Source organism: Dietzia sp. 111N12-1 (assembly GCF_001658045.1).
In the GTDB taxonomy this organism is placed as follows: domain Bacteria; phylum Actinomycetota; class Actinomycetes; order Mycobacteriales; family Mycobacteriaceae; genus Dietzia; species Dietzia kunjamensis.
Map to the genome: position 1 here is coordinate 52,978 of NZ_LSSV01000023.1, position 25,552 is coordinate 78,529.

At 71.1% G+C, this 25,552-nt stretch carries 22 protein-coding genes; 18 read left to right on the plus strand and 4 right to left on the minus strand.

What is annotated here, in order from left to right:
- The first annotated feature begins 31 nt into the window (after positions 1-31).
- The 7 genes from AYO52_RS04500 to AYO52_RS04530 all read left to right on the plus strand — a co-directional run bounded on the left by AYO52_RS04500 (position 32) and on the right by AYO52_RS04530 (position 8,409).
- Entirely contained in the window at positions 32-760 is a 729-nt protein-coding gene (locus AYO52_RS04500; RefSeq protein ID WP_067713792.1) for a YggS family pyridoxal phosphate-dependent enzyme, read from the plus strand.
- 77 nt (positions 761-837) lie between these two features.
- The gene (locus AYO52_RS04505; RefSeq protein ID WP_067713794.1) at positions 838-1,533 is read left to right on the plus strand and encodes a cell division protein SepF; all 696 of its coding nucleotides are present in this window, start codon (positions 838-840) and stop codon (positions 1,531-1,533) included.
- 75 nt (positions 1,534-1,608) lie between these two features.
- A complete protein-coding gene (locus AYO52_RS04510; RefSeq protein WP_082923774.1) occupies positions 1,609-1,908 on the plus strand; it encodes a YggT family protein in 300 nt (99 codons plus the stop codon).
- Positions 1,909-2,040: 132 nt separating this feature from the next.
- Positions 2,041-3,072, plus strand: coding sequence for a DivIVA domain-containing protein (locus AYO52_RS04515; protein ID WP_067713797.1), 1,032 nt, complete (start codon positions 2,041-2,043; stop codon positions 3,070-3,072).
- Between the two features lie 162 nt (positions 3,073-3,234).
- On the plus strand, positions 3,235-3,447 hold the full coding sequence (locus AYO52_RS04520) for a hypothetical protein (protein ID WP_067713800.1): 213 nt from the start codon (positions 3,235-3,237) through the stop codon (positions 3,445-3,447).
- A gap of 284 nt (positions 3,448-3,731) precedes the next feature.
- Positions 3,732-6,941, plus strand: coding sequence for an isoleucine--tRNA ligase (gene ileS / locus AYO52_RS04525; protein ID WP_172812115.1), 3,210 nt, complete (start codon positions 3,732-3,734; stop codon positions 6,939-6,941).
- Between the two features lie 13 nt (positions 6,942-6,954).
- Positions 6,955-8,409, plus strand: a complete 1,455-nt coding sequence (locus AYO52_RS04530; protein WP_067713801.1) for a DNA polymerase IV — start codon at positions 6,955-6,957, stop codon at positions 8,407-8,409.
- A 295-nt stretch (positions 8,410-8,704) separates the two neighbouring features.
- On the opposite strand, the gene AYO52_RS04535 is transcribed toward AYO52_RS04530, so the two are convergent.
- Positions 8,705-9,748 carry an asparaginase gene (locus AYO52_RS04535; protein WP_259821327.1) on the minus strand — a complete coding sequence of 348 codons (1,044 nt, stop codon included), beginning with the start codon at positions 9,746-9,748 and terminating at the stop codon, positions 8,705-8,707.
- Positions 9,749-9,910: 162 nt separating this feature from the next.
- On the opposite strand from AYO52_RS04535, the gene AYO52_RS04540 reads away from it, so the two are divergent.
- Positions 9,911-10,411 carry a hypothetical protein gene (locus AYO52_RS04540; protein ID WP_067713805.1) on the plus strand — a complete coding sequence of 167 codons (501 nt, stop codon included), beginning with the start codon at positions 9,911-9,913 and terminating at the stop codon, positions 10,409-10,411.
- A gap of 51 nt (positions 10,412-10,462) precedes the next feature.
- Here AYO52_RS04540 and AYO52_RS04545 read toward each other — a convergent pair whose 3' ends face one another.
- Entirely contained in the window at positions 10,463-11,473 is a 1,011-nt protein-coding gene (locus AYO52_RS04545; RefSeq protein ID WP_253701891.1) for a hypothetical protein, read from the minus strand.
- A 70-nt stretch (positions 11,474-11,543) separates the two neighbouring features.
- Here AYO52_RS04545 and lspA point away from each other — a divergent pair, with 70 nt between their 5' ends.
- The 6 genes from lspA (at position 11,544) to ilvA (ending at position 19,889) form a co-directional block, all read left to right on the plus strand.
- Positions 11,544-12,245 carry a signal peptidase II gene (lspA, locus tag AYO52_RS04550; RefSeq protein WP_067713808.1) on the plus strand — a complete coding sequence of 234 codons (702 nt, stop codon included), beginning with the start codon at positions 11,544-11,546 and terminating at the stop codon, positions 12,243-12,245.
- The gene (locus tag AYO52_RS04555; RefSeq protein ID WP_067713810.1) at positions 12,238-13,164 is read left to right on the plus strand and encodes an RluA family pseudouridine synthase; all 927 of its coding nucleotides are present in this window, start codon (positions 12,238-12,240) and stop codon (positions 13,162-13,164) included. The genes lspA and AYO52_RS04555 overlap by 8 nt, the downstream gene beginning before the upstream one ends.
- The gene (locus AYO52_RS04560) at positions 13,161-13,961 is read left to right on the plus strand and encodes a hypothetical protein (RefSeq protein WP_253701893.1); all 801 of its coding nucleotides are present in this window, start codon (positions 13,161-13,163) and stop codon (positions 13,959-13,961) included. Before AYO52_RS04555 ends, AYO52_RS04560 begins: the two co-directional genes overlap by 4 nt.
- A 143-nt stretch (positions 13,962-14,104) precedes the next feature.
- Positions 14,105-15,010, plus strand: a complete 906-nt coding sequence (rarD, locus tag AYO52_RS04565) for an EamA family transporter RarD (protein ID WP_156523527.1) — start codon at positions 14,105-14,107, stop codon at positions 15,008-15,010.
- Between the two features lie 12 nt (positions 15,011-15,022).
- The gene (gene dnaE, locus AYO52_RS04570; protein ID WP_082923775.1) at positions 15,023-18,571 is read left to right on the plus strand and encodes a DNA polymerase III subunit alpha; all 3,549 of its coding nucleotides are present in this window, start codon (positions 15,023-15,025) and stop codon (positions 18,569-18,571) included.
- A 43-nt stretch (positions 18,572-18,614) separates the two neighbouring features.
- Entirely contained in the window at positions 18,615-19,889 is a 1,275-nt protein-coding gene (gene ilvA, locus AYO52_RS04575) for a threonine ammonia-lyase IlvA (RefSeq protein ID WP_082923776.1), read from the plus strand.
- Between the two features lie 40 nt (positions 19,890-19,929).
- Here ilvA and treZ read toward each other — a convergent pair whose 3' ends face one another.
- Positions 19,930-21,675: a malto-oligosyltrehalose trehalohydrolase gene (treZ, locus tag AYO52_RS04580; protein WP_253696080.1), complete on the minus strand. Its 1,746-nt coding sequence runs from the start codon at positions 21,673-21,675 to the stop codon at positions 19,930-19,932.
- A gap of 179 nt (positions 21,676-21,854) precedes the next feature.
- On the opposite strand from treZ, the gene AYO52_RS04585 reads away from it, so the two are divergent.
- Both AYO52_RS04585 and AYO52_RS04590 read left to right on the plus strand, forming a co-directional pair.
- Positions 21,855-22,532, plus strand: coding sequence for a YigZ family protein (locus tag AYO52_RS04585; protein ID WP_067713820.1), 678 nt, complete (start codon positions 21,855-21,857; stop codon positions 22,530-22,532).
- A gap of 4 nt (positions 22,533-22,536) precedes the next feature.
- Positions 22,537-22,776 (plus strand): hypothetical protein, encoded by a 240-nt coding sequence (locus AYO52_RS04590; protein ID WP_067713823.1) that lies wholly within the window; start codon positions 22,537-22,539, stop codon positions 22,774-22,776.
- A 114-nt stretch (positions 22,777-22,890) separates the two neighbouring features.
- On the opposite strand, the gene AYO52_RS04595 is transcribed toward AYO52_RS04590, so the two are convergent.
- Complete coding sequence (locus AYO52_RS04595; protein ID WP_067713826.1) at positions 22,891-23,616, minus strand: nitroreductase; 726 nt, start codon at positions 23,614-23,616, stop codon at positions 22,891-22,893.
- Between the two features lie 320 nt (positions 23,617-23,936).
- On the opposite strand from AYO52_RS04595, the gene AYO52_RS04600 reads away from it, so the two are divergent.
- Positions 23,937-24,899 carry a type IV toxin-antitoxin system AbiEi family antitoxin domain-containing protein gene (locus AYO52_RS04600; RefSeq protein WP_082923781.1) on the plus strand — a complete coding sequence of 321 codons (963 nt, stop codon included), beginning with the start codon at positions 23,937-23,939 and terminating at the stop codon, positions 24,897-24,899.
- A gap of 227 nt (positions 24,900-25,126) precedes the next feature.
- Positions 25,127-25,492 carry an RNA-binding S4 domain-containing protein gene (locus AYO52_RS04605; RefSeq protein WP_067713829.1) on the plus strand — a complete coding sequence of 122 codons (366 nt, stop codon included), beginning with the start codon at positions 25,127-25,129 and terminating at the stop codon, positions 25,490-25,492.
- Positions 25,493-25,552: the final 60 nt, after the last annotated feature.

Consider the following 25,552-nt stretch of genomic DNA (forward strand, 5'->3'; position numbering starts at 1 on the left):
CACCCGCCGGCCGGGAGGAGGAAGAGCGGACATGACCGATCCCAGGGCGGACGAACTCGCCACCAGACTCGCCGCGACCCGGCAACGTCTGGACGCGGCGCGGGCGGCCGCGGGACGGACCGATGAGGTCGACCTCGTCGTCGTCACCAAATTCCACCCCGTCACCGACGTCGTCCGGCTCGCCCGCCTCGGGGTGCGCGACGTCGGGGAGAACCGCGTCCAGGAGGCGGCGGCGAAGGTCTCCGATCTGGCCGCCGCCGACGCCGAGCTGGCCGCGGCGGTGCGCTGGAACATGGTGGGTCACATCCAGTCCAACAAGGCCGCCGCAGTGGCCGGGTGGGCCGACCGCGTCCACTCCGTCGACTCGGCCAAGGTCGCCGACGGCCTCGAGAAGGGCCGCGCCCGCGCCGCCGGGGAGCGCGACGACGTCACCCCGCTGCCCGTCCTGCTCCAGCTGAGCCTGGACGGTGACACCTCGCGCGGCGGAATCGCTCGTGAGGACCTGTCCGCCCTCGCCGACCACGTGGCCGGTCTCGGCCACCTGCGACTGGCCGGGCTCATGGTCGTCCCCCCGCTCGAGGGCGAGGCGAGGGCCCACTTCGCCGACGCCGCCGAGGTCGCGGCCGCGCTGCGCCGCGAGCACCCCGACGCGGTGGAGTTCTCCGCCGGGATGTCCGGGGACATCGAGGAGGCGGTCGCCGCGGGTTCGACCTGCGTGCGTGTCGGAACGGCCATCCTCGGCCCCCGACCAGTAGTTTGAGAGCCAGCCTCGCGGGGACACCCGCCCGCGAAGAACACACGCCCGCGACGACCCCGTTACCAGGAAGGTCCCGGAAGATGAGCGCAATCGCCCGGTTCAAGGAGTACTTCGGAATGGCGCCCGTCGCGGCGTACGACGACGAGTACCTCGACGACTACGACCGGCCCGTCCACCACGACGTGCGTGCCCCCCGCGGCATCCACGAGACGGACGACCTCGGCCCGGTCGCCCGCGACCGTCGGGACGACTACGGCTACGCCGCCGACCGGTACCTGGAGGAGCCCGCCCCCCGCGCCCGGATCGCCGACCTCGACCCGGTCGACGAGCGCCCGGTCGCCCCGCGTCGCGGTGACATCGACGAGCCGGCTCCCCGCCCGCGCCGCTACCACGCCGCCGAGGCCGGGGCCCGCGCCACCCTGCGCGGCGTTCCCGCCACCCGCGGCGCCGTCGCGCTCGCGCCCGAGGAGGACTTCGTGGAGGACGGACTGGTGACCGTGCCCGAGACCGTTGTGGAGCGCCCCCGCGGCTTCGGCGACGGCAAGAGCCTCGGCGAGCACTTCCGCGCCGGCCGCGCCGTCGTGCTGGACCTCTCGACCATGGCCTCCGGGGATGCGCGGCGCATGGTGGACTTCGCCGCCGGACTCGTCTTCGGCCTCGACGGCCGCATGGAGAAGGTCGCCGACCGCGAGCGGACCTTCCTCCTGCAGCCCGCCGGCATGGACCTCACCGAGGCCGAGGTCCGCGACGCCGTCAACGGCGCCTTCCGGCGCTGACGCAGCCGACCCCGTTGACCACGGCCGACAGGACGCCGGTGACGGCGCGACGTCGCGGGCCAGTAGGGTTACACCGTGCGTGAAATCCTGCTGGTCCTCTACATCATCACCCAGATCTTCTGGTACATGCTCCTCGCCAGGATCGTGGTCGAGATGATCGCCTCGTTCTCCCGCGGGTGGAGCCCCCGTGGCGTCCTCGCCGTGGTACTGGAGTGGCTGTTCACCGTCACGGACCCGCCGGTCAAGGCGCTGCGGAAGGTCATCAAGCCCGTGCGCCTGGGACAGATCTCGCTGGACCTGTCGGTGCTGGTGCTCTTCGTCATCATCATCGTCATCCAGGTGATCCTGCGTGGCCTCATGATGAGCGTGGCGTGAGGCCCCGTTGCGGCCGCTGGTGACGCGCGGGCCGATTGTGACTAGATTGGCCACCGTTAAGGTAGTAATGAAGTCGCGGGTCCGGTGCGACAACGCCGGGCCGGCACCCGAGACGACCACGAGGGGTATCCCATGCCGTTGACTCCAGCCGATGTGCACAACGTCGCGTTCTCCAAGCCGCCGATCGGCAAGCGGGGCTACAACGAGGACGAGGTCGACCAGTTCCTCGACCTGGTCGAGACGGAGCTCGCGGAACTCGTTTCGGACAACGAGGACCTCCGCCAGCGGGTGGAGGAGCTCACCAAGGATCTCGAGAAGGCGCGCAAGGCCGCCGACGAGTCCGGCAAGTCCTCCGGCGCCGCCACCGGCGGCTCGGGTACGGCACAGCAGCCGGCCGCCCCGGCGCCCGCGCCGACCCCCGCGCCCGCACCTGCTGCGGCCGCCGCGCCGACCACCCCGACTCCGGCCGCCGCGACCCCGTCGCTGGGCAAGAGCGAGGACGACGGCGCCGCCAACAACGAGACCCACCTGCGCGCCGCCCGCGTCCTGGCCATGGCCCAGGAGATGGCCGACCGGCTCACCGGCGAGGCCAAGAAGGAGTCCGACGGACTCATGGCCAAGGCCCGCAGCGAGTCCGACCGGCTGGTGGGCGACGCCAAGTCCCAGTCCGATCGCCTGGTCGGCGACGCCAAGTCCCAGTCCGAGAAGATGGTCGGCGACGCCCGCAAGGAGGCCGACAAGATCCTCACCGAGGCCAAGAGCAAGTCCGACGGCATCGTCAAGGACGCCCAGGCCCGGTCCGAGCAGCAGGTCAAGGAGGCGCAGGCGAAGGCCGACGCCCTGCAGGCCGACGCCGAGCGCAAGCACACCGAGATCATGGCCACCATCAACCAGCAGCGTGGCGTGCTCGAGAGCCGGATCGACCAGCTGCGGACGTTCGAGAAGGACTACCGCAGCCGCCTCACCAGCTACCTGGAGAACCAGCTCTCGGAGCTCGGCAAGACCGGATCGGCCGCCCCGGCCGCCCCGGCGGCCACTGCGGCCTCGTCCACCCCGGGCGGCCCGGCGGCCTCGTCCGCGGCCGGCGAGGGTACCGGCAGTGCCGGCGCTCCCGGCTCGTCCGACCAGTCGGCCAAGAAGGACGGCGGTCACCGCGCCGAGTGATCCACTCCGCGTGACCGATGCGGTCCCCGCCCCTGCCCAAGGGTGCGGGGACCGACGTATATTCGGGGTGGGGGACGGGGCCACCGACGGTGCGACCCCCTTTCCCATCGCACAGCTCCCAGAATTCGCCCAACACAAGGATTCGCCCACCAGGAGGCACGGATGCTCGTCGCCGCGCTCGGACTGACGGTCCTCGGTTTCGCCTTCCTCGTGGCGGCCGTCGCGACAGGTCAGATCGGGTGGGCGTGGGCGTGCATCCTCGTCGGGGCCCTGGGGCTCATCCTGCTGCTGGTGGACCTTGTCCGGGGGCGCGCCGAGCGCGACCGCGAGCCGCGGGCGACCTCGGAAGAGGCGGACGCCCGCACCGACGGGTAATATCTGAACCTGTCCGGTCGTGAGCCGGACGCGCGGAGATCCGGCCATCACCGGGGAGTGCTCGGAAGAACGGTGGGATCCCGCACGGCGGGGACCGCTCAGTAGAACCGAACGGGGGAGCCCGTCACAGCCCGACCCACGAGTGGGCGTCGCACGTCGTCGCCAAACGGGGTGGTACCGCGGACGGAACGCGCCAGACGCGATCCGGTTCGTCCCCGAGCGCAGGCCTGACGGCCCCACGGATGCGAACTCGTGCGGGCCCCGTACGCGAGGAGTCCGCCCAGATGAGCACCGAACCCGTAGCGACCGAGCGCGCCGACGGCGAGCCCGCTGCCACCGGCAGCGCGTACCCCGTGCTCGACCTCGCCGGGGGCGCCACGTCCCAGACGCCGTCGTTCCCCGCCCTCGAGGAGACGGTCCTGCAGCGGTGGGACGAGCGCGACACGTTCCGCGAGTCCATCCGTAACCGTGCGGACGCGCAGGAGTACGTCTTCTACGACGGGCCCCCGTTCGCCAACGGCCTGCCCCACTACGGTCACCTGCTCACCGGGTACGTCAAGGACGTCGTCCCGCGTTACCGCACCATGCGTGGGTACAGGGTCGAGCGCAGGTTCGGCTGGGACTGCCACGGCCTGCCCGCCGAGCTCGAGGCCGAGAAGCAGCTCGGTATCACCGAGAAGTCCCAGATCCTCGACATGGGCCTGGCCGAGTTCAACAACGCCTGCGAGATGTCGGTGCTGCAGTACACCGACGAGTGGGAGAAGTACGTCCACCGCCAGGCCCGCTGGGTGGACTTCGAGAACGACTACAAGACCCTCGACATCGACTTCACCGAGTCCGTGCTGTGGGCCTTCAAGCGGCTCTACGACAAGGGGCTGATCTACAAGGGCTTCCGCGTGCTGCCGTACTCCTGGTACGAGCAGACGCCACTGTCCAACCAGGAGACCCGCCTGGACGACGCCTACAAGATGCGTCAGGACCCGGCCGTCACCGTCGGGCTGCCCCTGGAGGCCCCGCAGGACAGCCCGTTCCACGGCGCCGAGGCACTGGTGTGGACCACCACGCCGTGGACCCTGCCCTCCAACCTCGCCGCCGCCGTCCACCCCGAGATCGACTACTCGGTGGTCCGGGTCAACTCCGGTGAGTTCGCCGGGCGGATCTTCGTCCTCGCCGAGGCCCGTCGCGGCGTCTACGCCGCCGAGTTCGGTGAGGACGCGGAGGTCGTGACGACCGTCAAGGGCTCCGAGCTTGTGGGCCTGCGGTACACCCCGCCGTTCGACTTCTTCGCCGGTCACGCGGGTGCCCACGTGGTGCTCTCGGCCGACTATGTCACCACCGAGTCCGGTACCGGCGTCGTTCACCTCGCGCCCGCCTTCGGTGAGGAGGACAAGGACGCCTGCGACGCCGCCGGGATCGAGCTCGTCATCCCGGTGGGCCCGGACGGCAAGTTCACCGCCGAGGTGCCGCCGTACGCCGGCCAGCTCGTCTTCGACGCCAACGCGCCCATCTCCCGCGATCTGCGGGCCGATGGCCGGTTGATCCGCCACGAGACCATCGAGCACTCCTACCCACACTCCTGGCGCTCCGGCCAGCCGCTCATCTACATGGCGCTGCCCGCGTGGTTCGTCAAGGTCACCGCGTTCCGGGACCGCATGGTGGAGCTCAACCGCGAGCACATCACCTGGATGCCGGAGCACGTGCGCGACGGCCAGTTCGGCAAGTGGCTTGAGGGCGCCCGCGACTGGAACATCAACCGCAACCGCTACTGGGGCGCGCCGATCCCCGTATGGGAGTCCGACGACCCCGCCTACCCGCGGGTCGACGTCTACGGGTCCCTCGACGAGCTGGAGGCCGACTTCGGCGTCCGGCCCACCGACCTGCACCGCCCGTACATCGACGAGCTGACCCGGCCCAACCCGGACGACCCGACCGGCAAGTCCACCATGCGCCGCATCCCGGACGTGTTCGACTGCTGGTTCGAGTCCGGGTCGATGCCGTTCGCCCAGGTCCACTACCCCTTCGAGAACAAGGAGTGGTTCGAGACCCACAACCCGGGTGACTTCATCGTCGAGTACAACGGGCAGACCCGCGGCTGGTTCTACACCCTGCACGTGCTGGCCACCGCGCTGTTCGACCGTCCCGCGTTCACCCATGTCGCCGCCCACGGGATCGTCCTGGGCAACGACGGTCTCAAGATGAGCAAGTCCAAGGGCAACTACCCGGACGTCAACGAGGTGTTCTCCCGCGACGGCTCGGACGCCATGCGCTGGTTCCTCATGAGCTCGCCGATCCTGCGGGGCGGCAACCTCGTGGTGACCGAGCAGGGCATCCGCGAGGGCGTCCGCCAGGCCATGCTGCCGCTGTGGAACTCCTACAGCTTCTTCCAGTTGTACGCCTCCCGCCGGGCCACCTGGCGTACGGACTCGGAGCACGTGCTGGACCGCTACATCCTGTCCCGCCTGGCGTCCACGCGCGACGCCATGACCGAGGCGCTGGACGCGACGGACATCGCGGCGGCTTGCGACGAGCTGCGCCTGTTCGCCGACGCCCTGACCAACTGGTACGTCCGCCGGTCGCGCTCCCGGTTCTGGGCCGGGGAGTCGTCGGGTCAGGACTCGCGCGACGCCTTTGACACCCTGTACACGGTGCTCGAGACCACCATGCGGCTGGCGGCGCCGCTCCTTCCGCTGATGAGCGAGGTCGTGTGGACCGGACTCACCGGCGAGGAGTCGGTGCATCTCAAGGATTGGCCGACCGCAGAGGAGCTGCCGGGCGACGACGCGTTGGTGGAGGCCATGGAGGCGGTCCGCGCGGTGTGCTCGACCGTGTCCTCGGTCCGCAAGGCCAAGCAGTTGCGCGTGCGCCTGCCGCTGAGCTCGCTCACGGTGGCCATGCCCGACGCAGAGCGGCTCCAGCCGTTCACCGGTCTCATCGCCGACGAGGTCAACGTCCGCGAGGTGCGCCTCACCAGCGACGTGGCCACTCACGGGCGGATGGAACTGGCGGTCAACGCGCGCGCTGCCGGCCCGCGGCTGGGCAAGCAGGTCCAGGCCTGCATCAAGGCCGCCAAGTCCGGTGACTGGACCGAGACCGACGGCGTCGTGGTCGCCGGCGGCGTCGAGCTGCAGGAGGGCGAGTACGAGCACCGGCTCGTGGCCGCCGATCCCGAGTCCACGGCGGCGCTGCCCGGCGGTGCCGGCCTGGTCGTGCTGGACCTGACGGTCACCGAGGAGCTCGAGGCCGAGGGCTGGGCCAAGGACCGGATCCGCGAGATCCAGGAGGCCCGCCGCGGTGCCGGTTTCGACATCTCCGACCGCATCCGGGTGCGCATGGAGGTGCCGGCCGCCCGCCGTGAGTGGGCGGACCGTCACGCGCAGCTCGTCGCCGGCGAGGTGCTGGCCACCGACTTCGCCGTGGTCGACGCACTGGATCAGGCAGACGGGGACCCGGTCGAGCTCGCCGAGGGCGTCCGGATGACGCTGGCTCGGGTCTGACCGGCGGCTCGTCATGGGTGGCGGGCAGGATCGCTGGGTCCTGCACGTGGACATGGACGCGTTCTTCGCGTCCTGCGAGCAGCTGACCCGGCCGACCCTGCGGGGTCGGCCGGTGCTCGTGGGCGGTCAGGGCGGCCGCGGTGTGGTGGCGGGGTGTTCCTACGAGGCGCGAGCCAAGGGTGCCCGCTCGGCCATGCCCTCACACCAGGCGCGTCGACTGGTGGGGCCGGGCGCGGTGTTCGTCTCGCCGCGGATGCCGGTCTACCGGGTTCTGAGCCGCCGGGTGTTCGAGGTGTTCGCCGAGCACGCGCCGGTCGTGGAGCAGATCTCCGTGGACGAGGCCTTCCTCGAGCCGCCGGAGCTGCGGGGCGCCGACGCCGACCGCACCCGACAGTGGGCGCAGGAGTTGCGTGCCGCCATCCGTGCGGCGACCGGGCTCCCGGCGTCGGTGGGGGCGGGCGCGGGCAAGCAGTACGCCAAGATCGCCTCGGAGCTGGCCAAGCCGGACGGTGTGGTGGTGGTGCCACGCCGCGACCACGCCGAGGTGATGTTCCCGCTTCCGGTGCGGAGCCTGTGGGGAGTGGGTCCGGTGGCGGGGGAGCGGCTGGCGCAGTTCGGGGTGGCGACCATCGGCGACCTCGCGGCGATGGACGACGACGACGTGGCCCACGCGCTCGGCAAGACGGTCGGCCCGGCGATCGCCCGGATCGCGCGGGGCTACGACGACCGGCCGGTGCACGAGCGGGCCGAGGCCAAGCAGATCAGCGCCGAGAGCACGTTCGCCGCCGATCTCACGACGTCGGGTCAGGTCGCGGCGGCGGTGCGCCGGGCGGCCGAGGCGGCGCACCGCAGGCTGCTCTCCGACGGCCGTGCGGCGCGGACGGTGACGGTCAAGGTCAAGCGCTCGGACTTCACCTCGATCACCCGCTCGTACACGTTGCCGGTGGGCACCACGTCGCTGGAGACGATCATCGGGGTGGCGCGCTCGCTCGCCCCGGACCCGGTCGACTTCGGGGCGATCCGACTGCTGGGCGTGGGGGTGTCCGGCCTCACCGATCACTACCAGGACGCGCTGTTCGAGCAGGAGTTCGTCCCCGTGGACCGATCGGGACACGACGACGACGAGGACCTGCCCGACATCGTGGGGGTGGGCACCACCGTCACCACCGACGAGTCCGAACCGGGCGACGACGTGACCGGACCCGCGGACGAGGGGACGGCCGACGGACGGGCGGCGGGGGAACTCCCGGCGATCGGGGCGTGGCGGCAGGCCGGGCATCAGCGTTTCGAGACGGGTGCGGATGTGCGACACCCGGAATTCGGGCACGGCTGGGTGCAGGGATCGGGCCACGGCCGGGTGTCGGTCCGGTTCGAGACGGCGGCGACGGGCCCCGGTCGGATGCGCACATTCGCCGAGGACGATCCGGACCTCGAGCCCGCGGACCCGCTGGACTCCCTGGGGTGGTGACCCGGCGGCCCCGCGCCGCCCCGTCGATGCGCGGCCCTGCTGCAGCCGCTCCTCGGGATGGCGCCTCGCCCCCGCCGACGCCCGGCCCTGCTGCAGCCGCTCCTCGAGATGGCGCCTCGCCCCCGCCGCGGGGCACGCGAGACGCCATGGGCGCGTGCGGCTGCGGCGGGGCGGGCAGGGCGCCAGCACACCCCCCGGCTGACCGCGCTGCCTCTCTGCCCTGCGCTGCGTGAACGCCCGCCGGCGCCCCGCCAGCCCCGCAACCGCCGGCCCCGCAACCGGCGACGTCTGCTCGTCAGCTGTAGAGGTGGTAGCGCCCCCACTTTCGGCGCACCTCTGCGGCCGCACCGTCGCCGCCGGCGCCGTCTGCACTGCCCGCGGTGGACAGCAGCGCGGCGAGCAGGACCCGGGCCTGCCCGGATCGCAGGTATCCGCAGCTCAGCACGCCACGAGCGGCGAGCTCCGCGCCACCGCCCGGGCCGCCGTAGGTCGAGGTCGCCTCACCCCGCGGCACCCGGCTGGACGCCACCACCACGATGTCCGGCCGGTCGTCCGCCAACCGTGCGACCGCGTCCGCGACGAGCGGGGGCAGGTTGCCGGATCCCGACCCCTCCAGGACCAGTCCGCGCGCCCCGGCCTCGACACACGCGTGCACCGCGACCGCGTCCGCGCCGGGCGGGCACGCCACGACGTCGACGCGGGTGTCGGCGAACCGGGCCCGGCCGGGGAGGGTGGGGCGTTCGAGCTCCGGGGGCAGGTCCTCGACCGGATGCTCGGGCGAGTTGCGGGCGAAGGCGACGGGATCGGTCGTGTGCCATTTACGTACACCGCGAGCCTGCAGGATGGCCCGGCCCAGGACCACCAGCACCCCCAGGTCGCGGGAGACGGGGTCGGCGGCCAGCAGGACCGCGTCCAGGAGATTGGCGGGCCCGTCGGCCCCGGGATGGTCGGCCGGGAGCTGGGCCCCGGTGAGCGCGACGGGCCGCGGGTCGTCGTGGTGCAGATCGAGGGCGATGGCGGTCTCCTCGAGGGTGTCGGTCCCGTGGGTCACCACGACCCCCGACACCGCCGGATCGGACAGCACGTCACCCACCGCGTCGACCAGCAGGTCCCACTCGGCCGGGCCGAACGTGGAGGAGTCGGCGTCGAGCACGGCGCGCGCGCTCACGGTGATCTGGTCCGGCAGCACCGCCCGCAGGCCGTCGAGCATGGCCTGGGTCGCGGGGTCGGAGTCCCCGGCCACGACCGCCCCCTCCGGCGTGGTCGAGGCGGTGATCGTGCCTCCCGTGGTGCAGATCACGATGTGGGGGGTATCGGTGCTGGTCTCGGCGCTGGTCACCCGCTCCACAGTGGTGTGCGGGCGGCCCGGCGTCAACCATCCCGGCCGCGGACGATGGAACAATGGCTCATCGATGTTCGTTGGGCCGGTGACCCGGCCCGGAGCCATGCCCGGCTCGGTACCGCATGCCCGGTGCCGCACATCTCGACGAAAGGACCCCGCGTGAGTCTTCGACGGACCATCGCCGCAGTCTCCCTGTCCGCCTTCGCACTGGGCGGCCTCGCCGCCTGCGGAAGTGACGACGACGGCCCCGGGCCCCGGGGCACAGCAGCCCCCGCGCCCACCACCAGCGCCCAGGAGACCACTATCCCCACCGCCGAGGAGCTGACCCAGCTGCTCGACCGGGCCTCCGACCCCGCGGTGCCGGTGGAGGAGAAGATCGACCTGGTGGAGGGGGGCGCGGAGGCGCCCGAGATCTTCGACCAGATCGCCGCCCTCAAGGCCGAGCAGGGCGCCGACGTGACGATCACCGGCGCGGCGGAGGGGGACATCCCCGGCACGCTCATCGCCAACACGGTGATCTCCCAGCCGGGCCAGGAGGACATCAACGTCCAGGCCCAGTTCATCAACCAGGGTGGTCAGTGGCAGCTGCAGAAGGCGTTCGCCTGCGCGCTCATCACCAATGCCGGGCTGGAGCCGCCGGCCACGTGCGCCGCGGCCTGACCGCACCTCAGCGCGCCGTCGGCCCGGACTGACAGCGAGGCCTGACCAGCGTCAGTCCACGCTGCGGAACTGCAGCACCGAGTCCTCGTCGTAGGTCGTCCGTCGTCCCGAATCGGGATCGACGTAGACGGCCCGCGTCGAGGACTCGGTCGTTCCGGCCACCGGCACCGGGGCTCGTAGGTCCACCACGAGCTCGCCCGAGCCGTCGACCTCGTAGGACTCCACGTCGAGGGTCACGCCCGGCCCGCCGTCGGGGGCCGGGGCGGCCAGGGTGCCCGCCGGGTCGGGAGCGGTGGTGCTCGACCGGACGGTGGCGACGTCGCCGTCGACGTCGACCAGTTCGTAGGTCGTGACCCTCGTCGGGGCCACGGCGTCGTCGATCCGGCGGGTGACCGTCCACCGGGCGCCGACGCCGATCTCCTCGGTGGGGAACGCCACTGTCGCGTCCGACACCGCGTTCGCGGTGATCTCCACGCCGGCTCGGGCGGCGTCGGTGGCCCCCGAGGGCGCCGCCAGCGACAGTTCTCGGACGATACCGTCGGCGCTGCGGGTCCAGGTCACGGTGAACCCGGGGGCGGTGGAGAACTGGGCGTTGCGGAGTTCGTCCACGGACGTGAACTCCCGCGCGGTCACGGTCGCCCGCTGCGCGCCGTCGACGTCGGGCTCCGATCGTCCCTCCACGGTGAGGGTCTGCGCCGGGGTGTCGTCGGTGCGCGGCTCGGCTCCCGGGACCTCGGTCCGCGAGTTGGCGGAGCGGGTGATCGCCACGACCGACGGTTCGCGCGAGGGGGCATAGGCCAGGACTCGCCGCTCGCCCTCGCCGGCGTCGATGAGGTCGACGACCGGGGCGGGACCGGGGTCGACGGTCACCTCGGGCTCGAGGGCATCCGTCCCCTCTGCGGCAGACGAACCCGGGCCGCCGTCGGCGGGGGCCGCGTCGTCGTCCCCGCCGCACGCGGAGGCGCCGGCCACGAGCGTCACGGCCAGCGCCGCCGCGAGGAGACGGTGACCGCGACGAGCGGTGCGGGAGGGGCCGGGGGAGACGGTCGATCGCGGGTCCACGGCCCCGAGCCTAGAGGGTCGCCCACCCGGCGCCGCCGGGCCCGCGGCGGGATCAGGGATACTGGAGCCCATGACGGAGACCAACGGGACGCCGCCCGACGCGTCGGGGCCCACGCCCGGCAGCGCGGCGCCACAGGGTGACCCACCCGCGAGTACCGCGCCCCACGACCCCGCGCCCCACAGCACCGCGCCGCACAACCCCGCGCCGCACTACTTCCGGCGCGGGCCGGTGGTCATGCTGGTGATCGCCGCGCTGATCGTCGCCGTCGACCAGATCGCCAAGGTCCTGGCCGTGGCGAACCTGGAGGACTCGAGGCCCATCGAGCTCATCGGCGACACGGTTCGTCTGGTCCTGCTACGCAACCCGGGCGCCGCGTTCTCCATGGGCACCGAGTTCACGGTGGTGTTGAGCATCGTCGCCACGGTCGTGGTGGCGGGCCTGCTGTGGTTCTCCCGCAGGGTCCACTCCCGGTGGTGGGCGTGGGGCCTCGGACTGATCCTGGGCGGCGCCGCCGGCAACCTGGTGGACCGCTACTTCCGTGCGCCCGGCATCCTGCAGGGCCACGTCGTGGACTACATGGCCGTCGGCTGGTGGCCCGTGTTCAACGTGGCCGACGCCAGCCTGGTCACCGGCGTGATCGTCGTGGCCGTGGCCGTGTTCCGCAACGTCGACTTCGACGGATCGCGGGTATCCGAGACGCTCGCCGGCGACAAGAAGGCCCCTGCCGGCTCCGCCGCCCCCGCCGACGAGAAGGACCCCGCCGATGGGTGAGGTCCGCACCTTCCCCGTCCCCGACGGGCTCGACGGCATGCGCGTCGACGCCGGTGTCTCCCGCCTCCTGGGCATTTCGCGGACCGCGGTCGCCGACCTCGCCGGCGAGGGCAAGGTCCTGCTCGACGGGCACACCGTGGGCAAGTCCGACAAGCTCACCGGGATGTCCTGGATCGAGGTCGAGATGCCCGAGCCGCGGGCCGAGCCCGCCGTGGTCGCCGAGCCGGTCGAGGGGATGGCGGTCCTGTACTCGGACGCGGACATCGTCGTCGTCGACAAACCGGTCGGCGTCGCCGCGCACGCGTCGGTCGGCTGGACCGGCCCCACGGTGATCGGCGGCCTGGCCGCCGCCGGGTACCGCATCTCCACCTCCGGCCCGCCGGAGCGCAAGGGGATCGTCCACCGCCTGGACGTCGGCACGTCCGGTCTGATGGTGGTGGCGGCGTCCGAGCGGGCGTACACGCTGCTCAAGCGGGCGTTCCGTGACCGGACCGTGGACAAGACCTACCACGCGCTGGTGCAGGGCCACCCCGATCCGCTGTCGGGGACCATCGACGCGCCGATCGGCCGGCACACGTCGTCGGACTGGCGTTTCGCCGTCACCTCCGACGGCAAGCACTCGATCACCCACTACGACACCCTCGAGGCGCACCAGGCCGCGACGCTGGTGGAGGTCAAGCTCGAGACCGGCCGCACCCACCAGATCCGCGTGCACTTCTCCGCGCTGCATCACCCGTGCGCGGGCGACCTCACCTACGGCGCCGACCCGGTCCTGGCCAGGCGGCTCGGCCTCGAGCGGCAGTGGCTGCACGCGGTGGGGCTGGGCTTCGAGCACCCGGGCACCGGCTCGCGCGTCGACTTCACCAGCACCTACCCCGACGATCTCCAGCTCGCGATCGACGTCCTGCGCTCGGCATGACCCTCGCCGCGCGGGTGCTGAAGATCGCCGGCGTGGGGGTCGTGATCGTGGTGGCGTTGGTCGCGATCCTCACCGCGCTGCGCACCGACCCGCCCCGCAGCCCTGGCGTGATGACCGACGCCCTGGGACCCGAGGACGGCGAACGCGTCGAGGACTACCTCGCCCGCGCGGCCGACTCGCTGGTCACCGCGGGCGGCGGGGGAGATGCCGCACGGGGTTCCGGCGGAGATGACGACGACGACCACGACGACGACAAGGCCCTCGCCTCCGACCCCGACGCCCGTCGCTGGGCCCTCGTGACCGCAGGCTGGGCGTGGACGGTCCCCGAGGCGGCCGGCGTGGTCCGGGAGCTGCCGCGCGTCTCGGGTCTGTACGTGCAGGTGCCGGTCGACGGGGTCGCGATGCCCGTCACCGGGGTGACCCTGGCCGAGCCGGTGGCGGGGGAGCCGGGCCGCGAGCCCGTCTTCCACCGCGGCCTCGAGCAGGTGACCCGGCGGCTCGAGGCCGGACCTCCGTCCGGGCCCGGGGTGCCGCAGCCGCCCGACGCCGGGCGGGCAGCCGCCACCGCCGCCCTCACCGTCTCGCGGATCCGTGCCGGTGAGCCGGCGATCATCGGGCTGCTCGCCCGCGGCACCACCGAGCAGTTGCGCGCGGTGGCCGACCAACCGTGGGTCCGCGCGGTCGAGGCCCTGCCGCCGGACGCGGTATGGGAACGCTTCGCCGTCCGCCCGCTGCAGCCGCAGCAGGTCGACGCGGCGTACCCGCTGCCGGATGACGGCCCGGTCCCGCCCGCCTGAGCCTCGCACGCCCACCGACGGCGCGCACCCCCGAAAGGGCTCGATGCGCGGGGCCGATCCGGGGCCTGGCTAGGGTTGCGCCGGTGAGCAGCGAGGGGCCGAGCCGGCGGGTGAGCAACAGCGAGAAATCGGTGGCCGGCGGGATGGTCGCAGGCATCGGCGCGTACACCCTCTGGGGGTTCTTCCCCGCGTTCTTCCCGCTGCTCGAACCCGCCGGGGCCGTCGAGATCGTCGGCCACCGGATCGTGTGGTCACTCGTCGTCATGGCCGTCGTGCTCACGGTGCTGCGGCGCTGGCGCGACCTGTGGGCCATCGACCGCGTCTCGTGGGCCCGGATCGGCGGGGCCGCCGTCTTCATCACCGCTAACTGGGGCGTGTACGTGTACGCGGTCAACTCCGAGCGCGTCACCGAGGCCGCCCTCGGGTACACGATCAACCCGCTGGTCAGTGTCCTGCTGGGCGTCCTGTTGTTCCGCGAACGACTCAATCGCCCACAGTGGCTCGCGGTGGCCCTCGCCGTCGTCGCCGTCGGGGTCCTCACCGCCGGATACGGCCACTTCCCGTACCTCTCGGTGATCCTCGCGATGAGCTTCGGCATGTACGGCGTGCTCAAGAAGAAGCTGCGCGTTGACCCGGTGATCGGGATGACGGGCGAGGTGCTGGTGATCGCCCCGTTCGCGCTGGCCCTGCTGCTGTGGCTGGGTGCGACCGGCGCGGGCACGTTCACCACCGACGGCGCCGGGCATTCGGTGTTGCTGGCCACCGCCGGGCTCGTCACCGTGGTGCCGCTGCTGCTGTTCGCCGTGGCCGCGCAGCGCATCCCGCTGGCGACCGTGGGCATGCTGCAGTACATCGTCCCGGTGCTGCAGATGGCCTGGGGACTGCTCGTCGTGGGCGAGCGGCTCGACGCCGTGCAGTGGGTCGGGTTCGCGCTCATCTGGGTCGCGGTGATCGCATTCACGCTGGCCGGCAGGCAGCCACGCTCGGCCCGCGCTGGGGTTTCGGGGACTGTCGGGGATCCGACCTACACTGGGCCGGACGAGTCGTAGGAGGAATGCTGCGTGGGCGGATCCCAGTTCGTGCATCTGCACAATCACACCGAGTTCTCGATGCTCGACGGGATGGCGCAGATCGACCCGCTGTTCGCGGAGGCCTCCAGGCTCGGCATGCCGGCGGTCGGGATGACCGACCACGGCAACATGTACGGCTCGTCGGACTTCTACAAGCAGGCCGTCAAGACCGGCATCAAGCCGATCATCGGGATCGAGGCGTACGTCGCTCCCGAGTCGCGGTTCAACAAGAAGCGCGTGCTGTGGGGCGAGAAGAACCAGAAGAGCGACGACGTCGCGGGCTCCGGCGCGTACACCCATATGACGATGGTCGCCGAGAACGCGACCGGCCTGCGCAACCTGTTCCGCCTGTCCTCGCTGGCCTCCTACGAGGGGCAGCTGGGCAAGTGGGCGCGGATGGACGCCGAGATCCTCGCCGAGCACTCCGAGGGGATCATCGCCACCTCCGGCTGCCCCTCCGGTGAGATCCAGACGCGGCTGCGCCTGGGCCACCGGAAGGAGGCCTACGAGGCCGCGGAGAAGTGGCAGTCCATCTTCGGTAAGGACAACTTCTTCCTCGAGTTGATGGACCACGGGATCGACATCGAGCGCAGGGTCCGCGAGGACCTCCTCAAGCTCGGCAAGGACCTGGGGATGCCGCCACTGGTGACCAACGACTGCCACTACGTCACCCGCGAGCAGGCCCACTACCACGAGGCCATGCTCTGCGTGCAGACCGGAAAGACCCTCGCCGACGAGAACCGCTTCAAATTCGACGGTGACGGCTACTTCCTCAAGTCCGCCGACGAGATGCGCGCCCAGTGGGACACCGAGGTCCCCGGCGGCTGCGACAACACCCTGTGGATCGCCGAGCGCGTCCAGCCGTACGACGACATCTGGGCCCCCAAGGACCGGATGCCCAAGTTCCCCGTCCCCGATGGCGAGACCGAGGACACCTGGCTGGCCAGGGAGGTCCAGAAGGGTCTGGAGTGGCGGTTCCCGGACGGCGTCCCGCAGGAGTACCTCGACCGCGCCGCGTTCGAGCTCGAGGTCATCAAGGGCAAGGGCTACCCCGGCTACTTCCTCGTGGTCGGTGACCTCATCGAGCACGCCCGCTCCATCGGCATCAAGGTCGGACCCGGCCGTGGCTCGGCCGCCGGCGCCCTGGTCGCGTACGCGCTGAAGATCACCAACATCGACCCGATCGAGCACGGGCTGCTGTTCGAGAGGTTCCTCAACCCCGAGCGTCCGTCCGCGCCGGATATCGATATCGACTTCGACGACCGCCGTCGCGGCGAGATGATCCGCTACGCCTCCGACAAGTGGGGCGCCGACAAGATCGCCCAGGTCATCACGTTCGGCACCATCAAGACCAAGGCCGCCATCAAGGACGCCGCGCGCGTGAACTTCGGCCAGCCCGGGTACGCGATCGCCGACCGGATCACGAAGGCGCTGCCGCCGCCGATCATGGCCAAGGACATCCCGCTGTCCGGGATCACCGACTCCAAGCACGAGCGCTTCGGTGAGGCCGCCGAGGTCCGTCAGCTCATCGAGACGGACCCCGACGTCAAGCGGATCTACGACACGGCCCGCGGGCTCGAGGGCATGGTCCGCCAGGCCGGCGTGCACGCCTGCGCGGTCATCATGTCCTCCGAGCCGCTGCTCGACGTGATCCCCATGTGGAAGCGCGCCCAGGACGGCGCCATCATCACCGGCTGGGACTACCCGTCGTGCGAAGACATCGGCCTGCTCAAGATGGACTTCCTGGGCCTGCGCAACCTCACGGTGATCGGCGACTGCCTGGAGAACATCAAGCTCAACCGGGGCGAGGAGATCGACCTCGACGTCCTGAGCACGGACGACCCCGCGACCTACGAGCTGCTCGCCCGCGGTGACACGCTGGGCGTGTTCCAGCTCGACTCCGGCGGCATGCGCGAGCTGCTCAAGCGGATGAAGCCCACCGGCTTCAACGACATCGTGGCCGCCCTCGCCCTGTACCGCCCCGGGCCGATGGGCATGGGGACGCACTGGAACTACGCCGACCGAAAGAACGGCAAGCAGGAACTGGTGCCCATCCACCCCGAGCTCGAGGAACCGCTCCGGGAGATCCTCGGCGAGACCCACGGCCTGATCGTGTACCAGGAGCAGATCATGGCCATCTCCCGCGAACTCGCGGGATACACGGCCGGTGAGGCCGACGGCTTCCGTAAGGCCATGGGCAAGAAGAAGGCCGAGGTGCTGGCCGCCGAGTACGAGAAGTTCTCCGGCGGCATGTTCGAGCGCGGTTTCTCCAAGGACGCCGTCGACGCACTGTGGGGCACCATCGAGCCCTTCGCCTCGTACGCGTTCAACAAGTCCCACGCGGCCGGCTACGGCCTCGTCTCCTTCTGGACCGGCTACCTCAAGGCCAACTACCCGGCCGAGTACATGGCCGCGCTGCTCACCTCCGTCGGCGACGACAAGGACAAGGCCGCCCTGTACCTGTCCAACTGCCGCCAGATGGGCATCAAGGTCCTGCCGCCGTCGGTCAACGAGTCGCGGACCAACTTCCTGTCGGTGGGCACGGACATCCGCTTCGGACTGGGCGCGGTGCGCAACGTCGGCGCCCAGGTGGTCGACTCGATCGTCGCGGCCCGCGAGGCGAAGGGCGAGTTCGGCGACTTCTCGGACTACCTGGCCAAGATCGACCAGACCGCCTGCACCAAGAAGGTCACCGAGTCGCTCGTCAAGGCCGGCGCCTTCGACTCTCTCGGCCACCCGCGCAAGGGACTGTTCCTGGTCCACGCCGACGCGGTGGAATCGGTGATGTCCACCAAGAAGGCCGAGGCGGTGGGTCAGTTCGACCTGTTCGGCGGGGGAGATGACGCCGAGGCCGACTCGGGCTTTGGCGACGTCTTCGCCGTCCGGGTCCCCGACGAGGAATGGGACATCAAGCAGAAGCTCGCCCTGGAACGCGAGATGCTGGGTCTGTACGTGTCCGGGCACCCGCTGGACGGGCTCGAGGCCGCCCTGGAGGCCAAGACCGACACCACCATCGCCACCATCCACGAGGGCGAGCTCGCGCACGGCACCGCCGTGACGATCGGCGGGATCATCTCCGGCGTCGACCGGCGGGTCAACAAGAACGGCGAGCCGTGGGCGATCGTCACCATCGAGGACTTCAACGGCAGTGTCGAGGTGCTGTTCTTCCCCAAGACGTACCGTCTCGCGGCGATGGACATCGCCGAGGACGCGGTGGTGCTGGTCAAGGCGCGCATCAACATCCGTGAGGACCGCGTCTCGGTGTTCGGCGACACCCTCGAGGTGCCCGACCTGGTCGTCGGTGGCAACGGGGCGCCGCTGGCGCTCACGCTGCCGACGCGGATGTGCACCATCGAGACCGTCACTGCGCTCAAGCAGGTCCTGGGGCGGCACCCCGGACCGTCGGACGTGCACCTGCGGTTGGTCAACGGAAGTTCGTCGACCGTCCTGCGGCTCGATGACCACCTGCGGGTCGAGACCTCGTCCTCGCTGATGGGCGATCTCAAGGCGCTGCTCGGCCCCGGCTGCCTCACGGGCTGACCGGGTTGACGGTGATCGTGGGCGCGGTGGGACACTGGTGGCTGTGACCGTCACCGATTCCGCCACGACCCAGGTCGTCACCCCCGACGACATCGACGCCGCCGCCCGCCGGATCGGTGACGTGGTCCGGTGCACCGACCTCCAGGTCAGTGAGCGGCTGAGCGAGCAGACCGGCGCGCACATCCTGCTCAAGCGGGAGGACCAGCAGGACGTCCGCTCGTACAAGATCCGCGGCGCCTACAACCTCATGGCGCAGCTGAACAGCGACGAGCGCAGTGCCGGCGTCGTGACGGCCAGCGCCGGCAACCACGCCCAGGGCGTGGCCTTCGCCTGCCGGGTACTGGGTATCAACGGGCGGATCTACGTGCCGACCAACACGCCCAAGCAGAAGCGGGACCGGATCCTCGCCCACGGGCGTAACTCGGTCGAGCTCGTGGTGACGGGGACGAACTTCGACGCCGCCCAGACCGCCGCCCGAGCCGACGCCGCGCGCACCGGGGCGACCATGGTGCCGCCGTTCGACCACCCCGACACGATGGCAGGGCAGGGCACCATCGCCGCGGAGATCCTCGCCCAGCTCGACGAGACGCCCGACGCCGTGGTGGTCCCCGTCGGTGGCGGCGGCCTGGTCGGTGGGTTGGCGACCTACCTCGCCGAGTACGCGCCGGACTGCAAGATCATCGCCGTCGAGCCCACCGGGGCCCCATCCCTGACCCGGGCGCTCGAGGCGGGGGAGCCGGTCACCCTGGACACCGTCGACACCTTCGTGGACGGCGCCTCCGTCGCGCGGCTGGGCGAGTTCCCGTTCGGTGTCATCTCCTCGATGACCGAGCGCATCCAGGTCCTCACCGTGGACGAGGGCGCGGTCTGCACCGAGATGCTGGAGCTGTACCAGAACGAGGGGATCATCGCGGAGCCCGCCGGGGCACTGGCGGTGACGGCGCTGGAGCAGCTCGAGATCGACGAGGGTGCCACCGTCGTCTGCCTGGTCTCCGGTGGCAACAACGACGTCTCGCGGTACAGCGAGATCATCGAACGTTCCCTGGTGCACAAGGGGCTCAAGCACTACTTCCTGGTGAAGTTCCCGCAGGAGCCCGGCCAGCTGCGCCGCTTCCTCGACGAGGTGCTGGGGCCCGAGGACGACATCACGCAGTTCGAGTACCTCAAGCGCAACAACCGCGAGTACGGCGCCGCGCTCGTGGGCATCGAGCTGGGCTCGGCCACCGGCCTGCACTCGCTGCTCGAGCGCATGGACGCCTCCCGCATCGACTGTGAGCGCCTCGAGCCGGGCACCGCGGCGTACGAGTACCTGACCTGACCTGATTTCACGCGCGGGCGGCGTCCACCGTGACGTCGTCTCAGCGCGTCCGCAGCACCGCGAAGCCGAACGCCTGGCAGAACACCGAGTCGTCGTCGGCGACCGCCCCCGAGGCGAACACCGCCTCGCCGGCCAGCGGGACCCGTGACGGCTCGGTGCCCAGGTTCACCACCAGCGCCAGCGACCCGCGGTGGACCACGAGCCAGCGGTTGTCGTCGGCCTCCACGCCGCAGTCCACCCGGACCGAGCCCAGCCACGGGTCGCTGAGCTCCGGCTCGGCCTTCCGTAGGGCGATGAGCGCGCGGTAGGTCCGCAGGATCTCGGCGTGCTCATCGGCCGTCTGCTCCGCGCGGTCGAGCACCGAGCGACGGAACGTCTCCGGATCCTGCGGGTCCGCCACGGTTTCTGGATCCCAGCCCATCGCCGCGAACTCGCGGGTCCGGCCCTCGCGCACCGCCTCGGCCAGCTCCGGCTCGGGATGCGAGGTGAAGAAGCAGAACGGCGTCCGCGCGCCCCACTCCTCACCCTGGAACAGCATCGGGGTGAAGGGCGAACAGAGGACGATGGCGGCCTTGGCCAGCTGCTGCTGCGGAGTGAGGTTCATCGACGGCCGATCGCCGGCCGCGCGATTGCCCACCTGGTCGTGCGTCAGCGTGTAGGCCACGAAGCGCGACCCCGGCACCCGGCCCACGTCCAGCGGCCGCCCGTGCACACGCCCACGGAACGCCGAGTAGGTCCCGGCGTGCAGGAATGCCCCGGTGAGCACCTGCCGCAGCGACTCGAGCGACCCGAAGTCGGCGTAGTAGCCCTGGCGCTCCCCGGACACGGCGGCGTGGACGGCGTGGTGCACGTCGTCGTCCCACTGCCCGTCCAGCCCGATGCCGCCGCCCTCACGCGCGGTGACCGTCCGCGGATCGTTCTGATCCGACTCCGCCACCAGCGACAACGGCCGTCCGAGATGGGTCGCCAGCGACTCCACCTCCACCGCCAACTGTTCCAGCAGATGCACCGCCGAGGCGTCGTGCAGCGCGTGCACCGCATCCAGCCGCAGCGCGTCCACGTGGAACTCGTCGAACCAGCGCAGCGCGTTGTCGATGATGTACCGCCGCACCTCGCCCGAGTGCTCACCGTCCAGATTGAGCCCGGACCCCCACGGCCCGTCCGCGGCCGACAGGTACGGCCCGAACTCCGGCAGGTAGTTCCCGGACGGGCCCAGGTGGTTGTAGACCACGTCCAGACACACGGCCAACCCGCGAGCGTGGCAGGCGTCGACGAACTGCTGGAACGCGTCCGGCCCTCCGTACGGCTCGTGCACCGCGAACCACGCCACCCCGTCGTAGCCCCAGCCGTACTCGCCGTTGAACGCGTTGAGCGGCATCACCTCGACCATGTCCACGCCCAGCACGACCAGCTCATCGAGGTGCTCGATCGCGCTGGTCAGCGTCCCGCCGGCCGAGAACGTGCCCACGTGCATCTCGTAGATCACCGATCCGGCCAGCTGCCGTCCCGTCCACGCCTGGTCCGTCCAGCGGGACTCCTCGAGGCGGTGTACCCGAGACAGCCCGTGGACCCCGTTCGGCTGACGCGGCGACCGCGGGTCGGGCCGCGGCGGGCTGACCTCGTCGTCGTCGCCGGTCACCACGAACCCGTAGTCCCTGCCCTGCTCCCGGGGGGTGCCGGACGTCCACCAGCCGCCCGGGGCGCGTCGCATCGGAACAGGGTCGGAGTCGGGGGAGTCCAGCACCAGCCCCACCGCGCGGGCCTCGGGCGCCCAGACGGAGAACATCTCGTCGCGCGGGGTGGCGGCGGGGACGGTCGTGGCGGGCGCGCTCGTGTCAGTCGGGGTCGCTTGGCTCGGTGAGGTCACACCGCCCAGCGTAGGGAAAACGTGCCGCCGCGGGGAGAGGCGAGCGACCACCGTCGGCCGACCTGTGCCCATCCACGACCAACGGCGATACTGGGGACATGACCGGCTCCCCGCCCCGCGTGCTCCGGCTCACCGCCGGACCGGACGTGAGGGGGGAGTACGAGGAGAAACGCTCCAGGTTCGTGGCCGTGCTGAGACGGTGCGACGACGAGGAGGACGCCCGCGCCCTGATCGCCGAACTCCGGGCCGCGCACCCGTCGGCTCGCCACCACTGCAGTGCCTTCATCGTGGACGTTCCCGGGGCCAGCCGAATCGAGCGGTCAAACGACGACGGCGAGCCCTCCGGCACCGCCGGGACACCCATGCTGGACGTGCTGCGGGGAAGTGGCCTGACCGGGGTGTGCGCCGTGGTCGTGCGGTGGTTCGGCGGCACCAAGCTGGGCACCGGCGGGCTGGCGCGGGCCTACTCGGCGGCGGTGTCCGAGGCGGTCGACTCCGCGTGGCGGGACGGTCGTGTCGCGGAGGTCACCAGCACCCCCGGGTGGACGGCCGAGGTCGACCACGCGGTGGCCGGCGGACTTGAGGGCGCGCTGCGCTCCGCCGGGGCCCGGGTGATGGACGTCGACTACGGCCGGCGGGTGCGGTTGACCGTCGCCGGCCAGATCGACGTGCTCGGCCCGATCCTCGCCGCCCGCACCTCGGGCGGGGTCGAATGGGAGTCCGCGGGTGTGGCCACCACCGAGAACGCGGCAGTTCGCCGGGATATGGAATCCTGACTACATGAGCATGCAGCCCTACCAGCCGAATTCGATCGAGCAGCAGAAGCAGCAGGTCCGCAAGGATGCGCGCACGACCGCGATCGCGCTGGGTGTGACGGCTGTGTCGCTGCCCATCGCGCTCTTCGCGAGCTCGTTCTTCACGGTGGTGGCTATCCTGGCCGCGATCGTGGCGATCTACAACGGCAACAAGGTCCGCAAGGCCATCTCCGGCAAGCCCGACCAGAAGCGCGAGCTGTACTGACGCCAACCGTGCTGATCCGGCTGCGGCCCGGGTGGGCGCAGTCGCGGCGACGGCTCAATCGAGCCCGCCGCAGCCGAGCCCGGCTCAACCGAACCCGCCTCAGCCGAGCCCGGATCAGCCGTGGCGGCGCACCACGTCGGACAGGTCGGCGCGCTCAGCCCGGAACGTGTTGGCGGGGTGGTCCGCGTCGGCGTAGCCGAATGCGATCCCACAGACGATGAGGCGGTCCTCGGGGATCTGCAGGTGCTCGCGAACCGCATCCGAGTACAGAGCGATCGCGGCCTGGGCGCAGGTGGCCACTCCCAGTGACGTGGCGGCCGCCAGGAACGTCGAGACATAACCGCCGCAGTCCACCGCCCCGTAGGTGCCGAGGCCCGCGTCCGAGGTGATCACCGCGACGTGCGGGGCGCCGAAGAACCGGTAGTTCTCCAGCATCTGACGCAGCCGCGCCTCCTTGTCCGACCGTTCGATGCCGAGCGCCGAGTACAAGCCCATCCCGCTGGCCCGCCGGCGATCCCCGTACACGCCGTCGTACCGTTCCGGCGCCGGCAGGTCCGAGCTCATGTCGCTGGAGAGCACGTGGTCGGTGAGGTGCTTACCGAACGCGGCCGTCGCCTGCCCCGTCACCAGCTCGACCTGCCAGGCCTGCGAGTTGCACCACGACGCCGTGCGCTGGGCCATCCGGAAGATCCGGTCGATCGTCTCCTCCGGGACCGGCTCCGAGGTGAAGCCTCGGCAGCTGTAGCGGCCGTCGAGGAGCTGCTCGAGCGTGGCGGCGGCGTCTACGGTCGCTGACGCGGACACTGCGTCCTTGGTGGACGACTCGGCTGTGTTGGTCATGGGTCCTCCGGGGGCACTGTCGACAGGTGTGAGCCCAAGTCTCGCACGCGGCCCGGTTCGGCAGGGGCGGCCGGGCCAGCAGGAGCGCCCGGGCCTGCGGCGCGCATCCGAACCTTCCATCATCCCGCCGGCCCCAATCCGCCGATCCTTAACCCGCCGATCCTTAACCCGCCGATCGGTCGGCGATCCACCAGGCGGGATCGCTCGGTGGATCGTAGTTAGATCTGCGGTTGTCGCGAAAGGCCGGCAATGCGTGACCGTGATATCCACAGGGGCCTTCCCCCTCCACAGGTGGTGCGCTCCGGGTGCTCATTGGCGGCATGTCGATCACGGCGCCCGGCCATTATCGGGTCGTGACTGACATCAGCGAACTGCGATCCCTCCTCCTGACGGCCTCTCGGTTGCGAGCCGACGGTATGACCTCTCAGCGGATGAGCCGGGCGGTCTCCTCAGGCGATCTGGTCCGTCTCAGACCGGGCTACTACGTGGACGGCGTAGCCCGCCGACTTCCGAAAGGGGAGAGGCACCTGCTGAACGTGTTGGCCGCGGATGCGGCGCTCGACTCGCCGGTGTTCTCGCACGCATCCGCGGCTCTCATATACGGCTTGCCCTCGTGGGGACTGCCTCTGGGAAAGGTTGCGGTCTCGGCAGACCATCAGTGCTGGCGAACCCACACGACCCGGGCGATGAAGCATCATCTCGGCGCTCTCCGCGAGGACGAGGTGACCCGGGTTGATGGCCTGCGAGTCACTGCTCCCGCGCGCACGGTGATGGATCTCGCGCGGACCGTTGGTCGGGATGCGAGTGTGGCCGTCGCGGATGCTGCACTCCACGGTGAACTGATCGACCCGGCCGCTCTGGACCGCGCGCTCGAGGAATCGGCCGGGCGCTCGGGGATCAGGAGAGCCCGGGTGTCTATGGCGTTGACCGATGGCCGGAGCGAGAGCGTGGCCGAGACGCTCAGCCGCCTGACGCTGGCCGACTTCGGACTCCCGGCGCCGGAGACCCAGGCGGACATCATCGGCAGGCACGGCAACCGCATCGCCCGCGTGGACTTCCTGTGGCGCGAGTTCGGGGTGATAGGGGAGTGCGACGGGTTCGGCAAGTACTTCGACGGCGCGGACAGTGCAGAGGTGAGGCGCCGACTCGGCCGTGAGAAGGACCGGGATGCCGAGCTTCTTGCTCTCGGCTATCGGATCCTGCACTGGCGGTGGGCGGATCTCGAGCAGCCGCGCCTGTTGGCAGAGAAAGTCCGTCGGGTCCTTTATCCCGTCGCGGCCTGAGCCCCGGGGTCCGGCACCCGCCTGGAAAACCTGCACCCGCCACGATGGTTCGCGGGCGTGGTCGGTGATGCACCGATCGGATGACGATCCGCCGACGGAGATCCCTCGGTGGATCGCACCCGGATCGGTGGATCGCACACAGGTCGGTTGATCGCACGCGGATCGGTGGATCGCACACAGGTCGGTGGATTTCAGGCACCCCCGGCGGCCAGGGTTATCCTCGCGCCATGAGTGTTCGGGTGGACGCGTGGACGTGGTCGGTGCGGTTGTTCCCATCGCGGACCAAGGCGGCGGCCGCCTGCCGTGGCGGGCACGTCAAGGTCAACGGCGAGGCGGTGCAGCCGTCGAAGCCGGTCGTACCCGGCGACCGCGTGCAGGTCACCGGCGCCCTCGGGCGGGTCCGCATCCTCGAGGTGGTGCGGACGGTCAACAAGCGGGTCGGCGCCCCGGTGGCCGCGACCTGCTACATCGACCATTCGCCCCCGCCTCCGCCCAAGGAGGTCCTGGTCTCCCAGCCGCGGCGGGACCGCGGCGCCGGACGGCCCACCAAGCGGGAGCGGAGGGAGACCGACCGACTGCTGGGCCGCGACTGAGGGCCTCGCGACTGAGGGCCCGGCGACTGGGCGACCCGGCGACTGGGCGACCCGGCGAGC